The sequence below is a fragment of the Staphylococcus agnetis genome, from assembly GCF_002901865.1.
Lineage (GTDB): Bacteria > Bacillota > Bacilli > Staphylococcales > Staphylococcaceae > Staphylococcus > Staphylococcus agnetis.
In genome coordinates, this window is the sequence record NZ_PPQF01000016.1 from 1 (window position 1) to 17506 (window position 17506).

General features: G+C 36.7%; 15 protein-coding genes and 1 pseudogene. 3 read left to right on the plus strand and 13 right to left on the minus strand.

Annotated elements, in window-relative coordinates:
• Together CD172_RS12855 and CD172_RS02830 are read right to left on the minus strand one after the other, a co-directional pair.
• Window positions 1-518: pseudogene (locus tag CD172_RS12855) on the minus strand (hypothetical protein); the annotation flags it as partial.
• Between the two features lie 11 nt (window positions 519-529).
• On the minus strand, window positions 530-1477 hold the full coding sequence (locus CD172_RS02830; protein WP_103345417.1) for a KxYKxGKxW signal peptide domain-containing protein: 948 nt from the start codon (window positions 1475-1477) through the stop codon (window positions 530-532).
• A gap of 905 nt (window positions 1478-2382) precedes the next feature.
• Here CD172_RS02830 and CD172_RS02835 point away from each other — a divergent pair.
• Window positions 2383-3975 (plus strand): L-lactate permease, encoded by a 1593-nt coding sequence (locus CD172_RS02835; protein WP_103345418.1) that lies wholly within the window; start codon window positions 2383-2385, stop codon window positions 3973-3975.
• 35 nt (window positions 3976-4010) lie between these two features.
• On the opposite strand, the gene CD172_RS02840 is transcribed toward CD172_RS02835, so the two are convergent.
• From CD172_RS02840 to bioD, 4 genes are read right to left on the minus strand one after another with little or no spacing between them, the layout of a single operon-like run.
• A complete protein-coding gene (locus CD172_RS02840; RefSeq protein ID WP_103345419.1) occupies window positions 4011-4691 on the minus strand; it encodes a 6-carboxyhexanoate--CoA ligase in 681 nt (226 codons plus the stop codon).
• Window positions 4684-5796 (minus strand): aminotransferase class I/II-fold pyridoxal phosphate-dependent enzyme, encoded by a 1113-nt coding sequence (locus tag CD172_RS02845; protein ID WP_103345420.1) that lies wholly within the window; start codon window positions 5794-5796, stop codon window positions 4684-4686. The genes CD172_RS02840 and CD172_RS02845 overlap by 8 nt, the downstream gene beginning before the upstream one ends.
• 2 nt (window positions 5797-5798) lie before the next feature.
• Window positions 5799-7148 (minus strand): adenosylmethionine--8-amino-7-oxononanoate transaminase, encoded by a 1350-nt coding sequence (gene bioA / locus CD172_RS02850; protein ID WP_103345421.1) that lies wholly within the window; start codon window positions 7146-7148, stop codon window positions 5799-5801.
• Window positions 7123-7815: a dethiobiotin synthase gene (gene bioD / locus CD172_RS02855; RefSeq protein WP_103345422.1), complete on the minus strand. Its 693-nt coding sequence runs from the start codon at window positions 7813-7815 to the stop codon at window positions 7123-7125. The genes bioA and bioD overlap by 26 nt, the downstream gene beginning before the upstream one ends.
• A gap of 213 nt (window positions 7816-8028) precedes the next feature.
• On the opposite strand from bioD, the gene CD172_RS02860 reads away from it, so the two are divergent.
• Both CD172_RS02860 and CD172_RS02865 read left to right on the plus strand, forming a co-directional pair.
• Window positions 8029-8469 carry a LytTR family DNA-binding domain-containing protein gene (locus tag CD172_RS02860; RefSeq protein ID WP_103345423.1) on the plus strand — a complete coding sequence of 147 codons (441 nt, stop codon included), beginning with the start codon at window positions 8029-8031 and terminating at the stop codon, window positions 8467-8469.
• Window positions 8466-8924, plus strand: a complete 459-nt coding sequence (locus tag CD172_RS02865; protein WP_103345424.1) for a DUF3021 domain-containing protein — start codon at window positions 8466-8468, stop codon at window positions 8922-8924. The genes CD172_RS02860 and CD172_RS02865 overlap by 4 nt, the downstream gene beginning before the upstream one ends.
• 120 nt (window positions 8925-9044) lie before the next feature.
• Here the strand turns inward: CD172_RS02865 and uidA are convergent, their stop codons facing one another.
• The 7 genes from uidA to CD172_RS02900 are packed head-to-tail and all read right to left on the minus strand — an operon-like array spanning window position 9045 to window position 17278.
• Entirely contained in the window at window positions 9045-10853 is a 1809-nt protein-coding gene (uidA, locus tag CD172_RS02870) for a beta-glucuronidase (RefSeq protein ID WP_103345425.1), read from the minus strand.
• 21 nt (window positions 10854-10874) lie between these two features.
• The gene (locus CD172_RS02875; protein WP_103345426.1) at window positions 10875-11714 is read right to left on the minus strand and encodes an SDR family oxidoreductase; all 840 of its coding nucleotides are present in this window, start codon (window positions 11712-11714) and stop codon (window positions 10875-10877) included.
• Between the two features lie 12 nt (window positions 11715-11726).
• Entirely contained in the window at window positions 11727-12773 is a 1047-nt protein-coding gene (gene uxuA, locus CD172_RS02880) for a mannonate dehydratase (protein ID WP_103345427.1), read from the minus strand.
• Window positions 12739-14187, minus strand: coding sequence for a glucuronate isomerase (uxaC, locus tag CD172_RS02885; protein WP_103345428.1), 1449 nt, complete (start codon window positions 14185-14187; stop codon window positions 12739-12741). Before uxaC ends, uxuA begins: the two co-directional genes overlap by 35 nt.
• A gap of 12 nt (window positions 14188-14199) precedes the next feature.
• Window positions 14200-15603 carry a glycoside-pentoside-hexuronide (GPH):cation symporter gene (locus tag CD172_RS02890; protein WP_103345429.1) on the minus strand — a complete coding sequence of 468 codons (1404 nt, stop codon included), beginning with the start codon at window positions 15601-15603 and terminating at the stop codon, window positions 14200-14202.
• Between the two features lie 15 nt (window positions 15604-15618).
• Complete coding sequence (locus CD172_RS02895) at window positions 15619-16632, minus strand: sugar kinase (protein ID WP_037565688.1); 1014 nt, start codon at window positions 16630-16632, stop codon at window positions 15619-15621.
• Window positions 16633-16636: 4 nt separating this feature from the next.
• A complete protein-coding gene (locus tag CD172_RS02900) occupies window positions 16637-17278 on the minus strand; it encodes a bifunctional 2-keto-4-hydroxyglutarate aldolase/2-keto-3-deoxy-6-phosphogluconate aldolase (protein ID WP_103345430.1) in 642 nt (213 codons plus the stop codon).
• Window positions 17279-17506: the final 228 nt, after the last annotated feature.

Sequence of the window (17506 nt, forward strand, 5' to 3'; positions counted from 1 at the left end):
GTTGATGCACTTTGCGAAGCGCTAATCGATGCACTTGTCGACTCACTTAATGATTGGCTCGTTGATGCACTTTGGGATGCGCTAACCGATGCACTTTGGGATGCACTTATTGATTGACTTGTTGATGCACTCTGAGATGCGCTAATCGATGCGCTTTGGGATGCACTTGCAGAGTTACTGATTGAGGCACTTGTATAAGGATCTGTTGCCGTCACAGTATTAGTAAAATAGTTGGATTTTGAAAAGTCTGTTGGTGCCGCATAAGGATTGAATGTCCAGTTCAAATTACCATTTGGATTCGTAATTGGCACTGTAAATGTTGCCATTAATGCGTCACCTTTTTGTGCATTAGTAACATTTAAGAATGGGTTACTATCCCAATAATAACCGCTACCAGTTGGTGTCATCGGTCTAATTTGAGTATTAACACCTGTTTCAGGGATAGTGGTATAACCAGGCTGTGTTACTGTTTGTGTAACTGATGTTGGTTGACCATAACCATTTCCTAAAACTAGCATAGTATATTGACTTAGACCTGTATTTGCAATATTTGGTTTATTCCAGCAGGTGCTTTTTCTATAGTAGTTGTATTCGGATTATCATACGATATATAGTATGTGAAGTTCATCTTCGATCCATCGCTATTAACAATCAACTTATAATAAATAGGTATATTATATTGTGTATCTGTACCTGCACCTGTAAATGTTTGTGTTACTGGAGCTGTTGCAGCTACTGTCGCAAAAGAAGTCGTCGCTGCTCTTAAACTGACTGAGCGTAATGAAGTATTTGTATTCGTACTTGTACTATTTAAAGTAGATAAAGAAGTAGAAGCTGAATTTTCAGACGTTGATGTTTGACTTGTCGTTGATTGACTTGTTGACGTCGCTTCTTGAGATGTTACTTCACTCTTACTATCACTTTTTAAAGTACTTTCTGAAGCTACACTTTCACTCGTAGTAGACTTGTCGTTCGTGCTCGTACTGTCTTTTGTAGATGTGCTCTGACTATCTGCAGATGTGCTTTGACTGTTTTCTGATGTGTTACTTTCACTTGCTGTTAACGTCGACGTTTCGCTAGCTGTTGATGTTGCGCTTTGACTATCAGTCGACGATTGCGATTGTTCGATGACAACAGAAGTTTGATCACCAACAGTTTGACTTTGTGTAGTCAATTCTGATGTGACAGGTGCTTCAGAAGCAGCGAAAGCATTTTGATCATGCAACATATTAACGGAAAACATACCACCTGTTAAGGCAGTTGTTTTCAGAGCATTGCGTTTAATAAATCCACCAATGTTTTGCGGACCTTCAACATCCTTTTCAACTTTTTCAGTTAAAAATGGAAGTCCCATTAAACGTAATAATTGAATTTCTTTAATCCCAGCTTTAACCCAGTTTTTACCGGATTTGTACAATTTCACTCTTGCTTTTTCTTGACCAAAACTTCTTTTAAACTCTCTTAATTTCCTTGTCATTACAAAACTCCCGTTAAATTATTCGGGAAAAACTTTTAACCTTTTATATCTTTCCGAAAAATTCTCCCATTGCTTCAAAATATTGAATATACCCTAATATAATATACATTGTTATTCTGTTGTGCAACTCTAAGTTTATTATTATATATTTAGGTGCGTATTTTTATTGTTGTATAAAATTAGAATCCTTTTTAGAACCTAATTTTTAGCTATTTAAAATTGAGAAATCGCGTATGCACTATATTTTGTAAAAATCGATGAAAGCTTATAATAACAAGGATTTCAGAACTTTTTTAAGAAAGTGGTGTTAAAGTAATTTGATTAATTTCAAGAAATCTGAGTTCTATTTTCATAATTTATTTATTTTTAGGCATTTTGTAATTAATATAAGAATTTTTGATATTTGTCACTTTGCCTAAATGTTTTTCTCATCTTTTCTGTCTCCTTTTTTTGAAATACATTATCACCGTCGTCATCTTTTACAAAATCACCCTTACCACTCAAATCTTTATTTTGATAATGATTGTTTATTCTAAAATTTAGAATTTCTTATAAATAACTTACTTAATAACAATATAAGTTCAGAGATTCTAATTTTATTCTTTTGTTTTATGATGATTAACACAGCTAACTATAAATTGTAGTTTTTATCAATGTCTGCTTTGCCGTCACGATGGGCTGGTTTTCCACATGTTTTCAGCATGAAGCTCCCTACTTTTAAAGTTGAAAACTCCCTATTTTGTTTAAAATAAGTATTTTTTATGAATTCGTTTCATTTAATTACAAAATCCTTTCACCTATGGTTGAATAAATTCAGAAAAACGCTTACAATTTGCATATCAATGTCATCTGGTCATCAGATGTCCATTATAAAAATATAATTATGGGAATTTGAGGTGGAAACCATGTTAATGCTCGTTGCATTAAGTGCAGTTATTGTTCCATTTATTTGTTTAGTTCTATTACGAATGTCAGCATTAGTTGGGATGACCATTAGTGCGGTCGTAGTAACTATTCTAGGAATGGTTGCATGGGGCATAGAAGGTGGCGTTATTGCTGCATCATTTTTACAGGGGATACATAAAACTTTAACGATAATATTAATTCTTTTTGGGGCACTCACTTTATTAAATACATTACGAGAAACATCTGCAGTTGAGCGAATTAATGCAGGCTTTCAAAATGTATCGGGAGATATGCGTGTCCAAGTCATCATCGTAGCGTTTTTATTCGGATCATTAATCGAAGGGGCTTCTGGATTCGGAACGCCAGCTATGGTGACAGCACCTTTAATGGTTGCGTTAGGCTTTAAACCATTAACAAGTGTTGCAACAGCACTCATCGCTGATAGTGTTGCAGTATCTTTCGGGGCTGTAGGTACACCTGTTATTGTAGGTTTAAGTACTTTAAAAGATGCTGATGCTACTCTCTTTTCAGAAACAGCCATTCGCATCACAATGTTAGATTTATTAAGTGGTATTTTAATTCCAATGATCATTGTTGTTACTATGATCGTCTTCTTTGGAAAAGCAAACAAACTTAAATCCATTTTAGAAATTTTACCTTGGACATTCTTAATAGGTGCAATATATGTGATTTCTGCATTAGTTTATGCATTACTAACGGGTCCTGAGTTTGTATCTATTTTAGGTTCTTTAACAACAATTATTGTTGCGGTATTTACTGCTAAAAAAGGTTGGTTGATTCCTAAAAACGAATGGAAAGATGTTTTATCTGAAGTATATGAATCAAAACCACAGGGCGCACACTCTATGAGTTTACTTTCAGCATGGTCGCCATACTTAATTGTGGTTGCGTTATTGTTATTAACACGTGTAGTAAAACCAGTTAAAGATTTTACAACTTCTGTGTTCAACTTATCATGGAACAATATTTTAGGATACGAATCTATTTCATCAAGTTGGGAAGTATTATACTCACCAGGAACAATTTTAGTCGTTGCTGCATTATTTGCAGTTATTATTCAAAGAAAGTCAATTAAAAACTTTACAAAAGCGTGTACGGATTCAATTAAAACCATCCGTATCACTGGTATTACATTAATCGCTACACTTGCCATGGTTCACGTGTTCAGTAACTCTGGCATTAACACGAAAGACTTAATCAGTATGCCTGAGTACATTGCGAACGGTATGGCTGCGACATTTGGTCAAATGTGGTTGTTCGTTGCACCATTCTTAGGCGCTTTAGGCTCATTTATTACAGGTAGTGCCACTGTATCAACACTCACATTCGCACCGGTTCAAGCTAATATTGCAGCTGCAATTGAAGGTAATACTACAACTGTATTAGCTGCTCAAATCATCGGAGCTGCTGCCGGTAACATGATTTGTGTGCACAATGTTGTTGCAGTTTGTGCAGTAGTAAATATGGCTGGTAAAGAAGGTAGCGTTATCCGTAAAACTTTAGGACCTGCACTTCTATACTGTTTACTTGCAGGTATTAGCGCATATATCTTTACCGTTTTCTTCTTATAATATGAAAAGCTCATGCATCGCAGCATGAGCTTTTTTTAATATATGACGCATTTGGGTTGTTGTTGACAAAAATATGTAAACGCGTCGAGATGAAATTGTTGATTTACAAAAAGAACGCGTCCGCCTTCTCGCGATCCTTTTAATTTCAAGTCATATAAACGATGATATCCTTGATGATTGGCAAAATAACCTGTTGTATAGTTCAAATCATCAGAGACACAAAGTTCTCCTACAACCCCCTCATTTGATTGGAAAATCGTCGCAATCGCGAGTGCATCTTTGATACGTTCATTGAGTATTTTATCTTCTCTTTGCTGTTTAAAACAAAAATGTGTTGCACGACAACCGCATTCACCAAACTCATCTATACGTTCACCAGAATATGCATCTAAAATAATGGCACCTCGATAACATGTGTCATTTCTAATATAACGCCAAGCTGCTTCAATGGCGCGTTGTGAAATATGTGAGCATGCTGCGAGTTGTGATAATTTTAATTGTGAATGATCAATGATAGGTAAGGCTTTGATTTGAACGATAGGTAAGTTTACTTTTTCAATTTTAAGATTTAAAAAATCAGGTTCCCCATTTTCATGTTGAAATCCTTTTTGAAAGTATGTTGCAATAATCCGTTCAATATCACTTGCTTCACATATCGTTTCTGCACCACTAATGTGACCTTCATTTTGCGAAGCACGCATTTTAATACTATACAACGCTAACACCCCTATCATGCAACACCGACATTAGATGATGAATATCAGACTTTTCATGACACGAAGACAGTGACATTCTCAACGTGGGTTGTGCAACAGTTGGATATCGAAAAAAGCTCACCCAAATGCCCGCTTCCATTAATTCATGATATATTGCATTCGCTTTATGAACATCATCAATAGCAAATGTTTTAATAGCCGTTGATGTACCCTGATTATCATGAGCATATGCGTTAAAGTACGCAATGTTATCATGCAATAAACGTCGAGCGTCATCTGCTTGTAGCAATGCATCAAATTGACTTTCAATCAAATGTAAATGCATGGTCGGCATACAGTTTGAATAAATGAAAGGTCGCGCAGTATTCACAATCATTTCTTTAACAATCGATGAACATAAGATTAGACCACCATGTGCACCTAAACCTTTAGATAAGCTCGTCGATACAATATCGATGTCTTGGTAGTGGATGTCATAACCTAAACCAAATCCATGTGAATCATCTATGATAAGCATTGTATTCCCGATGGCTTCCTTGAGTTGTCTTAAACGATTTAAATTTGCGGTATGACCATTTGTTGAAAAAACAGAATCCGTAACAATCACTTTATATTGTTGCGGATATTGTTTCATTTCATGTTCTAGAACGTCATAATTTAAATGTGGAAAAATCACTTTTTGAACTTGAGACAACCGAATGCCATCAATAATGCTCGCATGATTCAAAGCATCTGAAAATACAACCACGTTTTCTTGTTTAAAGATTTGAAATATCGCTAAATTCGCATCGTAACCACTCGTCATTAGTAATGCTTCATCAAATTGATAGTGATCACGAATACGCGCTTCTAAATCAGCGTAGTATTTGGAATGACCACTGATGAGTCTGGAACTCGCAAGATGCGCCCCATACTGGTCAAGACGTTCCTGTAATTGCATCACATTAATGTGACGTTGCCCTAAACCTAAGTAATCATTTGATGTGAAGTTAATCCAAGTCTTCCCATCCCTAGAAATCCTTTGTTTATGCGCCGTTGCGACTTCCCTCAATTGACGATATTGTCCTTGTGACTGCAAATCATTTAAATAAGATTCAAATATCATGATTAGGACCCCAAAACATCCGTTAAAACTTGTTTAAAAATAGATGTCATTTTTTTAATTTCACGCTTAGACATGCTCAATACAGGCACGAACGTAATCACGTTTTCTAAATTACGAATCATCAATCCTCGATTTTTACATTCTGCAATGATGTGTTCAACAGTCGGTATAGGCAGTGGCACGTGCTTTTCACAATCTGACACCAATTCAACACCGTACATTAACCCTCTACCACGTATATGTCCTACATGTGGATGCCCTTCTAATTGTCGCAATTGTTTATCGAGCACTTTAGATGTTTTTTGAATGTGTGGTATTAATTTACGTTCTTTCATCAATTGAATATTTTCCAAAGCCAATGCACATACAACTTGATTTCCTGTATATGTATGACCATGGAAAAATGTTTTTAAACCATGTTGGCCACTTAAAAACGCATCATAAATACGTTGAGACGTTAGTGTAGCCGCAAGTGGCATATAACCACCTGTAATCGCTTTTCCTAAACACATGATATCGGGTTCAACATCTTCGTGATGACACGCGAACCATTCACCCGTACGTCCAAACCCTGTCGCAACTTCATCTACAATAAGTAAGACATTGTATTGACGGCACAATTGTTCAACCCCTTTTAGAAACCCTTGAGGATGCACAAATAACCCTGTCGCACCTTGAATTAATGGTTCCATTACAACGCCTACAATTTCATCAGCACGTGTTTGTAATAAATGTTCAATTTGATCGAGTAGCGCCTCTCGCAGTTCTTGTTCTAATTCGTATTGACTGTGATAAAACGAAGGACAACCCACTTGAATATTTTCAAAAATCAAATCATGGAATATATGATGGAAGGTATCGATACCGCCAACGCTCACAGCGCCAATAGTATCACCGTGATATCCATTTTTGAACGTAATAAATTTATTCTTCTTTTTGTACTTCACAGGATCAATATTTTTCCAATATTGATAAGCCATTTTTATCGCAATTTCTACAGCTGCACTACCTGTATCTGAATAAAACACTTTACGTAATGACGTAGGTGTAATATCCACTAATTTTTCAGCCAATAAAATGGAAGGTATGTTAGACGAACCAAGTAAAGTTGAATGTGCGATAGACGATAATTGTTTTTCAACCGCCTTATTTAAACGCTTCTCACCATGTCCATGTACATTGACCCACAAAGATGCATAACCATCTAGATAACGACGCCCTTTCGTATCATAAAGATAACTGCCTTTTCCTTTTTTAATAATGATGGGATCATGTTGACGATAGACGCCCATTTGAGTAAATGGATGCCACACAAATTCTAAATTTTTATCTACAAGCGTTTGATGTTTCATTTAAAATCGCCTCCCTAAAAAGTTTCAAAATATGACCTGGGAAATCCTCAGCACAACCTTGTTCAGGAAAGGTCATTATCCTCTTATTCAAATATTTTTGAAGTGTTTCTAAGTTATCTCGCTCAATGATAGTATCCGTATAACGATTCATTACAATGAGATTCGGTGGACATTGATGTTGTTCAAGGTACGCTTGATGTACAATCGTTTCACTGATTGCTCCAAGTTGCGCTGGTACAACACTTAAAACGGCGTCAGCTGTCTCACGAATTAAATCCGTTGTCATAAAATATGACCCTTTTTCAATGTGAATCGGCACTGCAATGCCGCCCGCACCTTCAATTAGAATGACGTCATATTGTGCTTCTAAAGCTGACAATTTAGCCGTGACGTTTGATAAATCAAACTGCTGTTCAGGCTCTTGTTTAAATGCTAAATGTGGTGAAACAGGCGCATGAAATTTATAAAGTCCTGTGGTCTGATAATCTAAACCACATTCTGTTTTATAAGCTTCTAAATCAGGATAAACACCTTCTGTAATTTCTTCTGTTTGAAAGGGTTTAAAAATCACGGTGGAAATACCTAACTGCGTTAAACGTTGCCATAATCTGGTAATCACATACGTTTTACCTATGTCTGTATTCGTACCAGTTACAAATATTTTCATCATTATCACCTATATGTATAAAATGCGTACACCTAAACATCTTAAATCGTAATACCTCAATTGTAAACCTATTTAAATTATAAGTTTACAATTAGCGTATACACTTGTGATAAACGATTTCTAACCAGTGAGTATTAAAAAGTGACCGTTTAGTCACTTTTTAATTTTTTTAATTCAAAATATGGTTTAATCAAAGTGAAAGGAGCACAAACGATGAAATTGAACCTTATCATTAATGACAAATTCCAAGTTCCCAAAATAACAATCGAAGCCCCTAAATTGAACGACAAAATCAAAACGGTTGTGCAGTGTATTGAAGACCTTGATCATGTTGAACAACTCACTGGCCATCATGATGACACCATATCTTTTATTCAAGTTAAAAATATTTTGAGTATCAAAACTGAAAACAAGGCCGTCGTGGCGATTACTCTTGATGGGCAATATGTCCTTAAATCCAGACTCTATGCGCTTGAAAACACACTTCCTTCACAATTTATACGTATTTCTAAATCAGAAATTATTAATATCAACCAACTCAAAAAATTAGCGATCGAACCAAATGGGTTAATTAGAATGTGTCTACATCATGACTATACGACATACTCATCTCGACGTTATTTAAAAACGATAAAGGAGCGATTGACATTATGAAAAGAATTAAACATAGCTTTGCAGTGGGCGTATTATTTGGCTTAAGCATTTCGATCTTTTTTAGCCTTATCAGTGGTGATGGTCACTATTTTCCATTATCCCCTGAGTCAACGATGGGGGAGTGGTATTTGTCACATTTTAATGAGACTATCACCATGTTGATTTCCATCATCATTTGGGGTTGTATTGGTATTTTATTCGGACAGGTGAATCGTATTTTTGAAGAAACTGATTGGAGCATTACACGTATGACGGTCATACATTTTGTAGTGAGTTATGTTGGTTTTGTGCCTTTATCGATATTAGCTGGGTGGTTTCCACTCCAATTAGGTGCATTTTTCACTTTTACAATTATTTTCATTTTAATCTATCTAATCATGTGGGTTTATCATTATATCCAAAGTAGAAAAATGGTAGATGACATCAATCAAAATATTAATCATAAAACGCACTAAACCATTCACTGTTCTATCTTTTTTAGCACTTATTTCATACCTTAAAACAAAAAAATCGCCTTCAAAATACATTTTCAGGTATTTTGAAGGCGATACTATGTTTAAAAGTAAATGGTTGATTTATGATTTGTAATTAAAATCAGGTATCGCATGCCAACGGTTTCTAAAATAATGTGCGATGGCTTTGGGTGCACGTTCACGTGTGAAAATCCCTTTTTTATTTCCTTTCACGCGAATAATCCCATTACTTGTTTCAAAATCAGCGAAGTTCCATACTTGTTCACCAATGAAACAATCAAAAGTATCGATTACTTCATGATTGGCCTCATAATATTTCACTTGGTATTCTTCTGTAAATAATTGGTCATCTATCGCATGAAATCCTGCTAAAGTATCTGCACCATATTCTGTAAACATCATTGGTTTTCCGGGTTGGCGTTTGGTCCAAGCTTCAAGTTCTTGACGCAACGCAACTTTAGCCGCTTCTAAATCACCCGTTTGCGTATACCACCCGTAATAGCGATTGAGACATAACACATCGACTAAATCTTGAACTTCACAGTTATGTGGTTGTGCCATTAATATCGTCACAATCGTTACAGGGCGCTTTTGCGGATCACATTCACGTGCTAACTGCACTAATGGTTCGAAGTATGCTTTAGCGCCTTTTGCATTGGATTCTGGCTCATTTGCAATCGACCACATGACCACACACGCATGGTTCTTATCACGTTGTATCAAATCACGAATGACCGCTTCATGTGCCGTCTGCGTTTTGATGTCTTTCCACGTATCAACTGGATCAGACACATCTCCCAATGCTGCAAAAAAGTTTAAATGGAGCCCTACAGCGGGCGTTTCATCAATAACAACAATACCTTGTTCATCCGCTAAACGCATCATTTCTTCAGAATATGGGTAATGCGATGTTCTAAATGAATTGGCACCGATCCATTTCATCAGTTCAATATCCATGACATTGGCCACTTCATTCAAACCACGTCCATGATAATACGTATCTTCGTGCTTTCCAAAACCTTTAAAATAAAAGGGTTGATTGTTAATTAAAAACTGTCCCGCTTTCACTTCGACACTACGTACACCAAAGCGTTCGTAATAGACGTCTAAAAGTTCTCCATCGTGAAATAACTCTACTTTCAATTGATAAAGATATGCGTTTAAAGGTTGCCACAAATGCACATCATTGAGTGTCATTGTGCCTGAAAGCGTACTATGTTCAACACACGCACGTTCAGAAGCATCTAATATCGTCACCTTAACATTGTCAATATCGCTATATGCATTGCCGAGTTCAACTTCATAATGAACGGCTGCTTCAGTTTCATCTATCACCTCAGGAACAATGACAATATCTTTAATATATTGTTTAGGTGTGGAATAAATTTTAACCGGACGGTGCAGACCAGCATAGTTAAAGAAATCAAAGTTCGGTGTATTTATTTTTTTAAGCGTCCCATCACTTTGTTTTTCTTCTGAATAATTGCCGACCGGTAATGTAGCATGCGTTAAAATATTGTTCACTTTAACAGTTAAACGGTGTGTGCCAACGGTGGCTTGTGTGCTAATGTCCGCTTCAAAAGGTAAAAATCCTCCTGTATGTTCGACGACTTTTTTACCATCTACATACACTTCCGCATAATGTGTCGCCGAGCCGAATCTTAAAACGATGCGCTCATCTTTTAAATGTTTAGGAATGGTAAATGTGCGTTCATACCATACATCACCTACATGTTGACGTATCTCTTGAACGACACCCTGGTCATTGTACGAACCAGGAACCGCCATTACTTGAGTGGTATTTAGTGGTTCTGTGACATCAATCATACTATCGTGCGTTGCTAATTTAAACTTCCAAATGCCTGATAAATCTAGGACGTGCCTTGTCTCTGTTATGATTGGATATAACATTTTAACGCCTCCTCTTTAACGTTACACACCTGAATAAGCATTAAATCCACCATCTACAGGTAACACAACACCATTCACAAAACTTGATGCCGGCGCATACGCTAAAAAAAGTAACGCGCCAATGAGTTCATTCGGTTCACCAAACCGTTCCATCGGTGTCGCAGCTAATATTTTTTGAGAACGTTCTGTATAATTTCCGTCTTGATCTAATAGTAACGCTTCATTTTGTTGTGTAAGTAAAAACCCAGGCGCAATCGCATTGACACGAATATTTGTTTTTGAAAAGTATACGCTTAGCCATTCAGTAAAGTTACTAACCGCAGATTTCGCACCACTATATGCTGGAATTTTTGTGAGCGGTTTAAATGCATTCATGGATGAAATATTGATGATTGTGGCTTCACTTTTACCAACCATATCTTGCGCGAACACTTGTGTCGGAATAAATGTGCCTAAAAAGTTCAAATCAAAAACAAAACCGACATCTTTTTCGTTGAGATCAAAGAATGTTTTCGACCCATGTTGATTGGAATCATAACGCTCATCATCCGTCGTGCCACCAGGTGCATTGCCACCAGCACCGTTAATTAGAATATCTACGCTGCCGAACGTCTCATGAATGGCTTGTCGTATAGCTTCCATATCTGCTTTTTGTGTGACATCGCCTAAAAATACTTTAACTATACCACCGCCTTCTTCAATCTCTTTCACCAAATCATCCGCAGTATTATTCAAACTCACAATCGCAACGCGTGCACCGCTTTTGGCTAAGGCACGCGACATTTCACTACCTATAACACCTGCGCCACCGGTAATCACGACTACTTTATCTTTCAAATCGACTTGAAGTGGTAATTGCATCCTTCACACCCCCTATTGATTATCTTTCGTAATTGCTTCATACAGACCATTTAAATACACAGCACCGAGCGCACGATCATATAAGCCATATCCCGGTTTACCAGTTTCTCCCCAAATCATTCTGCCATGGTCTGGACGTATTGGGCCCTCATAGCCAAAGCTATGCATTGCTTTTACAACTTCATACATATCGATAGAACCAGCTTCTGATAAGTGTGCAGACTCTTGGAATGATTTGTCACCAACTAATTTGACGTTTCTGGCATGGACAAAGTTCACACGATCTTTTTCACCAAAATACCTTAATATATCAACAAAATCATTGTATTTATCTGCACCGAGTGAACCTGAGCATAACGTTAATCCATTCGATTTAGAATCATAAATGTTAATAAAACGCTCTAAATTCTCTTTATTCGTGATAATGCGCGGTAAGCCAAAAATGTTCCAAGGCGGATCATCCGGGTGAATCGCCATTAACATGTTTTCTTCTTCAGCAACGGGCATGATTTTTTGAATAAAATACGTCAAATTGTCCCATAACGTTTCTTCATCAACAGAAGCATAATCATGAAACAATGATGCCAAATCTTCTTTCGTATAGCTCGAATCCCATCCTGGTAGCGACAACTCACCACTCAATGGATTCATTTTTTCAACATCATTTTCATCATAAATGAGTGCTGTTGACCCATCTTCTAGAACATAATCTAATTGTGAACGTGTCCAATCAAACACAGGCATAAAATTATAACAAACCGTATGAATACCACATTGACTTAAATGTCTTAAAGTCTCACAGTAATTTTCAATATAAGTGTCACGTGAAGGTTTACCTAGTTTAATATCTTCGTGAACTGGTACGCTTTCAATTACAGATAATTCAAGCCCTGCCTGTTCAACGGTTGTTTTTAATGCTTTAATTTTTTCTAATGGCCATACCTCACCTACAGGCACATCATATATCGCACTTACAATTCCTTTCATACCAGGAATTTGTTTAATATATTCGAGTGAAATCGGGTCATCTTTCCCGTACCATCGAAATGTCATTTTCATCGTCCGTCACTCCCCCTAAATTAAAATAATGATAGGCATTGTCATAACATATATTTTCAATCATGCGTTTTAATAACGCGTTATCATTCGGAATTTCACCGTTTTCAACTAATTCTCCAATAAAATTACATAAAATACGTCTAAAATAATCATGACGTGAATAGGAAATAAAACTTCGTGAATCTGTCAACATACCGACAAAATGCATGAGTAGCCCTTGATCAGCGAGTGAAGTCATTTGGTTCAACATGCCGCGTTTTGTATCATTAAACCACCATCCCGCACCATGTTGAATTTTACTTTTTATCCCTGGTTCTGTTTGAAAGTTTGCGATAGTAGCGCCAACAATATCGTTATAAACCGGGTTTAAATTATAAAGAATCGTTTTCGGTAAATGATTGTCCGCTTCCATCATATTGAGCGTCGCATTTAAATGAGCTGCTAAATTTTCTTGATCTCTTATTGAATCAAAACCCGCATCTGGTCCTATTTTTGAAAATGCACGCGTATTATTATTACGGATGGCGCCAAAATGAATTTGCATCACCCATTTTTTTTCACTATACGCTTTACTCAATTCACGCAAGATAAAGGTTTGAAATTGGAAATATTCTTTTTCAGAAATAGGTTCTTGTTCTAACGCTTTTTCAAAGATTGTATTAATCTCAACCGCATCAAACGCTTCAAAACGAATTTCTTCTAAACCATGATCCGCTAAACGGCCACCTTTTTGATGAAAATAATCAATACGTTGTTTTAAAGCCTTTACGAAGTCCCCACTATCTACGATGGGATGCGTTTGGCTTTCTAATTTTTTCACAAAATCAATAAATTGCGATGTGCCCACTTTAAACGCCTCATCAGGACGAAATGCTGAGAGTACAGCTGTTTTAAATCCATCTTGTGCACGAATGGCATCATGATACTCAAGAGTATCTGTCGGATTATCAGTCGTACAAATCAGTGCCACATTGGAATCAGAAATGAGCGATTGTGTTGTCACATGATGTGATTTTAAATAGGCGTTTGCACGGTCATATATGTCTTCTGCATTGGTTGAACTTAAGCGGTCGTCAATATCAAAATACATTTTCAACTCTAGATGAGACCAATGATAAAGTGGATTGCCCACAGCGTTGTCTAACGTTTCCGCCCATTTTTTAAATTTTTCTTTAGGTTCTGCCGCACCAGTGATATAGTATTCATCAATGCCTTGTGCACGCATTGCGCGCCATTTATAATGATCACCGCCTAACCAAAGGTCTGTGATGTTATCAAAATGTGTATTCTCGCTAATCATTTTAGGATCTAAATGACAATGATAGTCATATATCGGCATAGTTTGGGCATAAGTGTGATATAAATGACGTGCCGTTTCATTGGTGAGCATAAAATTTTTATGAATAAAAGTCATGAGTCATCCTCCTTAAACTTCTTCTCTTAACGTAAGTTCCTTAACGATTTGTTTATGTTTTCTATCAGTAAGTGGATAGAAGAATAAAAAGATTAATAATGCGATTAAACTTGCTCCTGCAGGAATGACAAAAAATAGAAATCTCAATCCATGTAACGTTTCTGCAGCTTGTTGTACATTTGGTTGGTAGCCAATCACCGTTAACGCAACACCAGGAACAAAACCTGCCAATGCTTGCGATACTTTTCGCGTAAAACTATAGCTTGAATAAATGATACCTTCCGAGCGAATACCAGATTTCCATTGACCGTATTCGACAACGTCAGCAATAAACGCCCATGTCACAGTATTTGGAATGACTAAAAAGAATGAAGAAATGGTGCTAACGATTAAAAATGATACGAGTTGTTCTCCAAAGAAGGCGTAGTTTAAAAATTCAAAAATAATAAAACCGCCAACACCGATTAAAGCAGTCGCTTTCTTGCCAAACTTTTTACTTAGAATCGTTGTTAAGTAAAGTGCTGGGAACAATACTGCAAAGTTTAATGTGCTCACTAACCCCACAAGATTTGGATAACCCATCACATATTCAAAGTAATAAAGTTGCACAGATTGTTTTAAAAATAGTGCCATAATCGTGAGTAGAGTATAAATTGCTAATACAGCGAATGCTTCATTTTTTAACAGTCCTAAGAACGCTTTTTTATTTGTCCCTTTCACTTCTTCTCTTTGAACAACATAACGCTCTTTTACTCCTTTATAACAAATGAGATGCAACACGACGCCAATCACTGAAAGTACAGCTACAACTATTGGATAACCTACTGTATGATTCGAAAAGCGATCGACCATTGGAATAACGACAATCCCTGCGAAGAAAAGCGCACCTTGAGAGCCCATATTACGAAAAACCGAGAGCTGAGTACGGTCTTCAGAATTCAAAGACATTGAAGCTGAAAGTGACCCATAAGGAATATTAACAACTGAATAAGCCATATTAAATAACATATAGGTCGCAAATGCCCAAACTACTTTTCCAGTGTAGGATAAATCAGGAGAAATAAACGACAGTACAGTAAGCAACGCCAACGGAACCGTTCCGTATAAAATAAATGGTCTAAATTTACCTTTAGGTCCAATGTTACGTCGTGAATCTACAATAGTGCCAACACCTGTATCTACAAATGCATCAAATATTTTTGCGACTAAAAATACTAATCCTCCGTAAAATGCTGAAATACCTAAAATGTCAGTGTAAAATTTCAAAAGATAAATCATACCCATGTCAAACATGAGGCCATTTCCTAAATCGCCAAAACCGTAGGCCAATTTTTCTTTAAATTTCAAAATGGGAGCATCTATTTTTTGAAACTTTTTTAATTTTTTTTGGTCATTTAATGTGATTTGCGATGTCATAGTCTCGCCTTCTTTCTAACGATTTATATCACTGCCGTTGAACTGCATTGATTGAACTTCATCTAAAGCGGCATAACAATAGTCACCGTGTATCGTATGTTTGTAGCACATATTTTTTAACCCAAAATCGACTGTTTCTTGAAGCGACCATTGTTGTATCAAACCATACAAAACCCCCACACTAAAGGCGTCTCCCGAACCGACACGCTCTAAGATGTCAACATCGACACAGGGTGATTTAACTATCTCATGTGTGGTAGAAATAAAACTTTGTAAGCGGTTTCTTTTATGGTTAAAAATTTTTCGTTGTGTAAATGCGATATAGCGAAGATCATAAAGCTCATGGATTTCTTTTAATATTGGACGTAGGTCATCAAGTGATGGATTGCGTGACAACGTATCTTTTTTGTCTTCACCTGTAGCAATATCTATTAAATTGAGTGGCTCATAGCCAAAAATGATATCAACATTTGGCAAAAGTTCTGACATTTTATCACGCGCTGTTTGAAAGTCCCACAATTGAGCGCGATAATTTAAATCACAACTGATTGTCATCCCTTGTTGTTTCGCTATGCGCGTAATCTTCTTCATTAATTTGAATAAAGTGTCATTGAGTGCAGGTGTGATTCCTGTGAAATGAAACCAATCATAGTCGTGCAACATCTGTTCTATGTGTGTATCTTCTAATGTCATCTGATTAAAAACACTATGTTCTCGGTCATATATAATGTTTGGCGCACGTTGACCAAAACCTTCTTCTACAAAATAAAGTCCCAAGCGCCCTTCTTTTTGAAAAACGTTTTTTGTATTTACGTTATATCGATGTAACGTTTGAATGATTGTATCTCCTAATGCATTTTTGGGTATCCCAGTAATCATAGCTGTAGGAACACCAAAACCAGATAATCCTATAGCAACGTTCATTTCAGCACCGCCATAGTGACAGGCTAATGAAGAACATGCTTGAAAACGTTGGTGCTGCGTAGTGGATAAGCGCATTAAAACTTCACCTAATGTAATCACAGACATCGTATCACCCTACAATTTCGCGATATTTTTTGACAAATTGTTCTGTATTGGAAGCTATAATTTCATCATGACTTGATTGAGCACCTTTCGTTAATGCACTTCCAATACCTACTGCAAATGCGCCTTTTTCAATCCATTCATGTAAATTGTTTAATGCTACGCCACCTGATGGCATCATCTCTATGTGCGGAATCGGTCCGTGCACATTTTTTATAAAGTTTGCACCTAATATATCACCAGGAAATAACTTTACTACGTCAACACCATACGTTAATGCTTCTGTGATTTCTGTAACGGAGCCACATCCTGGCAAATAAGGAATACTGTATAAGTTGCACATTTTTGCGATGTCTTTATCAAAATGCGGACTCACGATATATTCCGCGCCATTTAATATAGCTAAACGCGCTGTCATCGGATCGAGCACTGTCCCAGCGCCGACAACAATGTCGTCCTCACTAAATAAACGCTTTACTTCTGCGATAACATCATGTGCTTCAGGTGTCGTGAATGTGATTTCAATGTTGCGTATCCCACCATCTATAATGTGCGTCGTAGTGTGAAGTGCGCCCTCTTTAGATTCACCTCGCACAACTGCTACAAGATAGTGATGATGCATGCGTTCCAATATGCGATATTTTTTCATTTTCTCCCTCCTAAACATTCCGCTTTTCCAACTCACTTTCATTATATTTTTGATTGTTGGACAGTCAATTTCACATCCATAAATCCAGCTTGTCTTTTAATTTTTCAAAACAAAAAAACGTTTCCCTTCAAAGCCTGTAAGCCTTGATATGAAAACGTTTTGTATATCTGATTACATTACTATATCTTTTATCTCAATTTTCTGATAGTTCGTAATTTGCTTTGGAAT

Coding starts and splice junctions, on each gene's coding strand:
- CD172_RS02830 (WP_103345417.1), bottom strand. CDS start 1,477: ATGACAAGGAAATTAAGAGAGTTTAAAAGAAGTTTTGGTCAAGAAAAA.
- CD172_RS02835 (WP_103345418.1), top strand. CDS start 2,383: ATGTTAATGCTCGTTGCATTAAGTGCAGTTATTGTTCCATTTATTTGT.
- CD172_RS02845 (WP_103345420.1), bottom strand. CDS start 5,796: ATGATATTTGAATCTTATTTAAATGATTTGCAGTCACAAGGACAATAT.
- bioA (WP_103345421.1), bottom strand. CDS start 7,148: ATGAAACATCAAACGCTTGTAGATAAAAATTTAGAATTTGTGTGGCAT.
- bioD (WP_103345422.1), bottom strand. CDS start 7,815: ATGAAAATATTTGTAACTGGTACGAATACAGACATAGGTAAAACGTAT.
- CD172_RS02860 (WP_103345423.1), top strand. CDS start 8,029: ATGAAATTGAACCTTATCATTAATGACAAATTCCAAGTTCCCAAAATA.
- CD172_RS02865 (WP_103345424.1), top strand. CDS start 8,466: ATGAAAAGAATTAAACATAGCTTTGCAGTGGGCGTATTATTTGGCTTA.
- uidA (WP_103345425.1), bottom strand. CDS start 10,853: ATGTTATATCCAATCATAACAGAGACAAGGCACGTCCTAGATTTATCA.
- CD172_RS02875 (WP_103345426.1), bottom strand. CDS start 11,714: ATGCAATTACCACTTCAAGTCGATTTGAAAGATAAAGTAGTCGTGATT.
- uxuA (WP_103345427.1), bottom strand. CDS start 12,773: ATGAAAATGACATTTCGATGGTACGGGAAAGATGACCCGATTTCACTC.
- uxaC (WP_103345428.1), bottom strand. CDS start 14,187: ATGACTTTTATTCATAAAAATTTTATGCTCACCAATGAAACGGCACGT.
- CD172_RS02890 (WP_103345429.1), bottom strand. CDS start 15,603: ATGACATCGCAAATCACATTAAATGACCAAAAAAAATTAAAAAAGTTT.
- CD172_RS02895 (WP_037565688.1), bottom strand. CDS start 16,632: ATGTCTGTGATTACATTAGGTGAAGTTTTAATGCGCTTATCCACTACG.
- CD172_RS02900 (WP_103345430.1), bottom strand. CDS start 17,278: ATGAAAAAATATCGCATATTGGAACGCATGCATCATCACTATCTTGTA.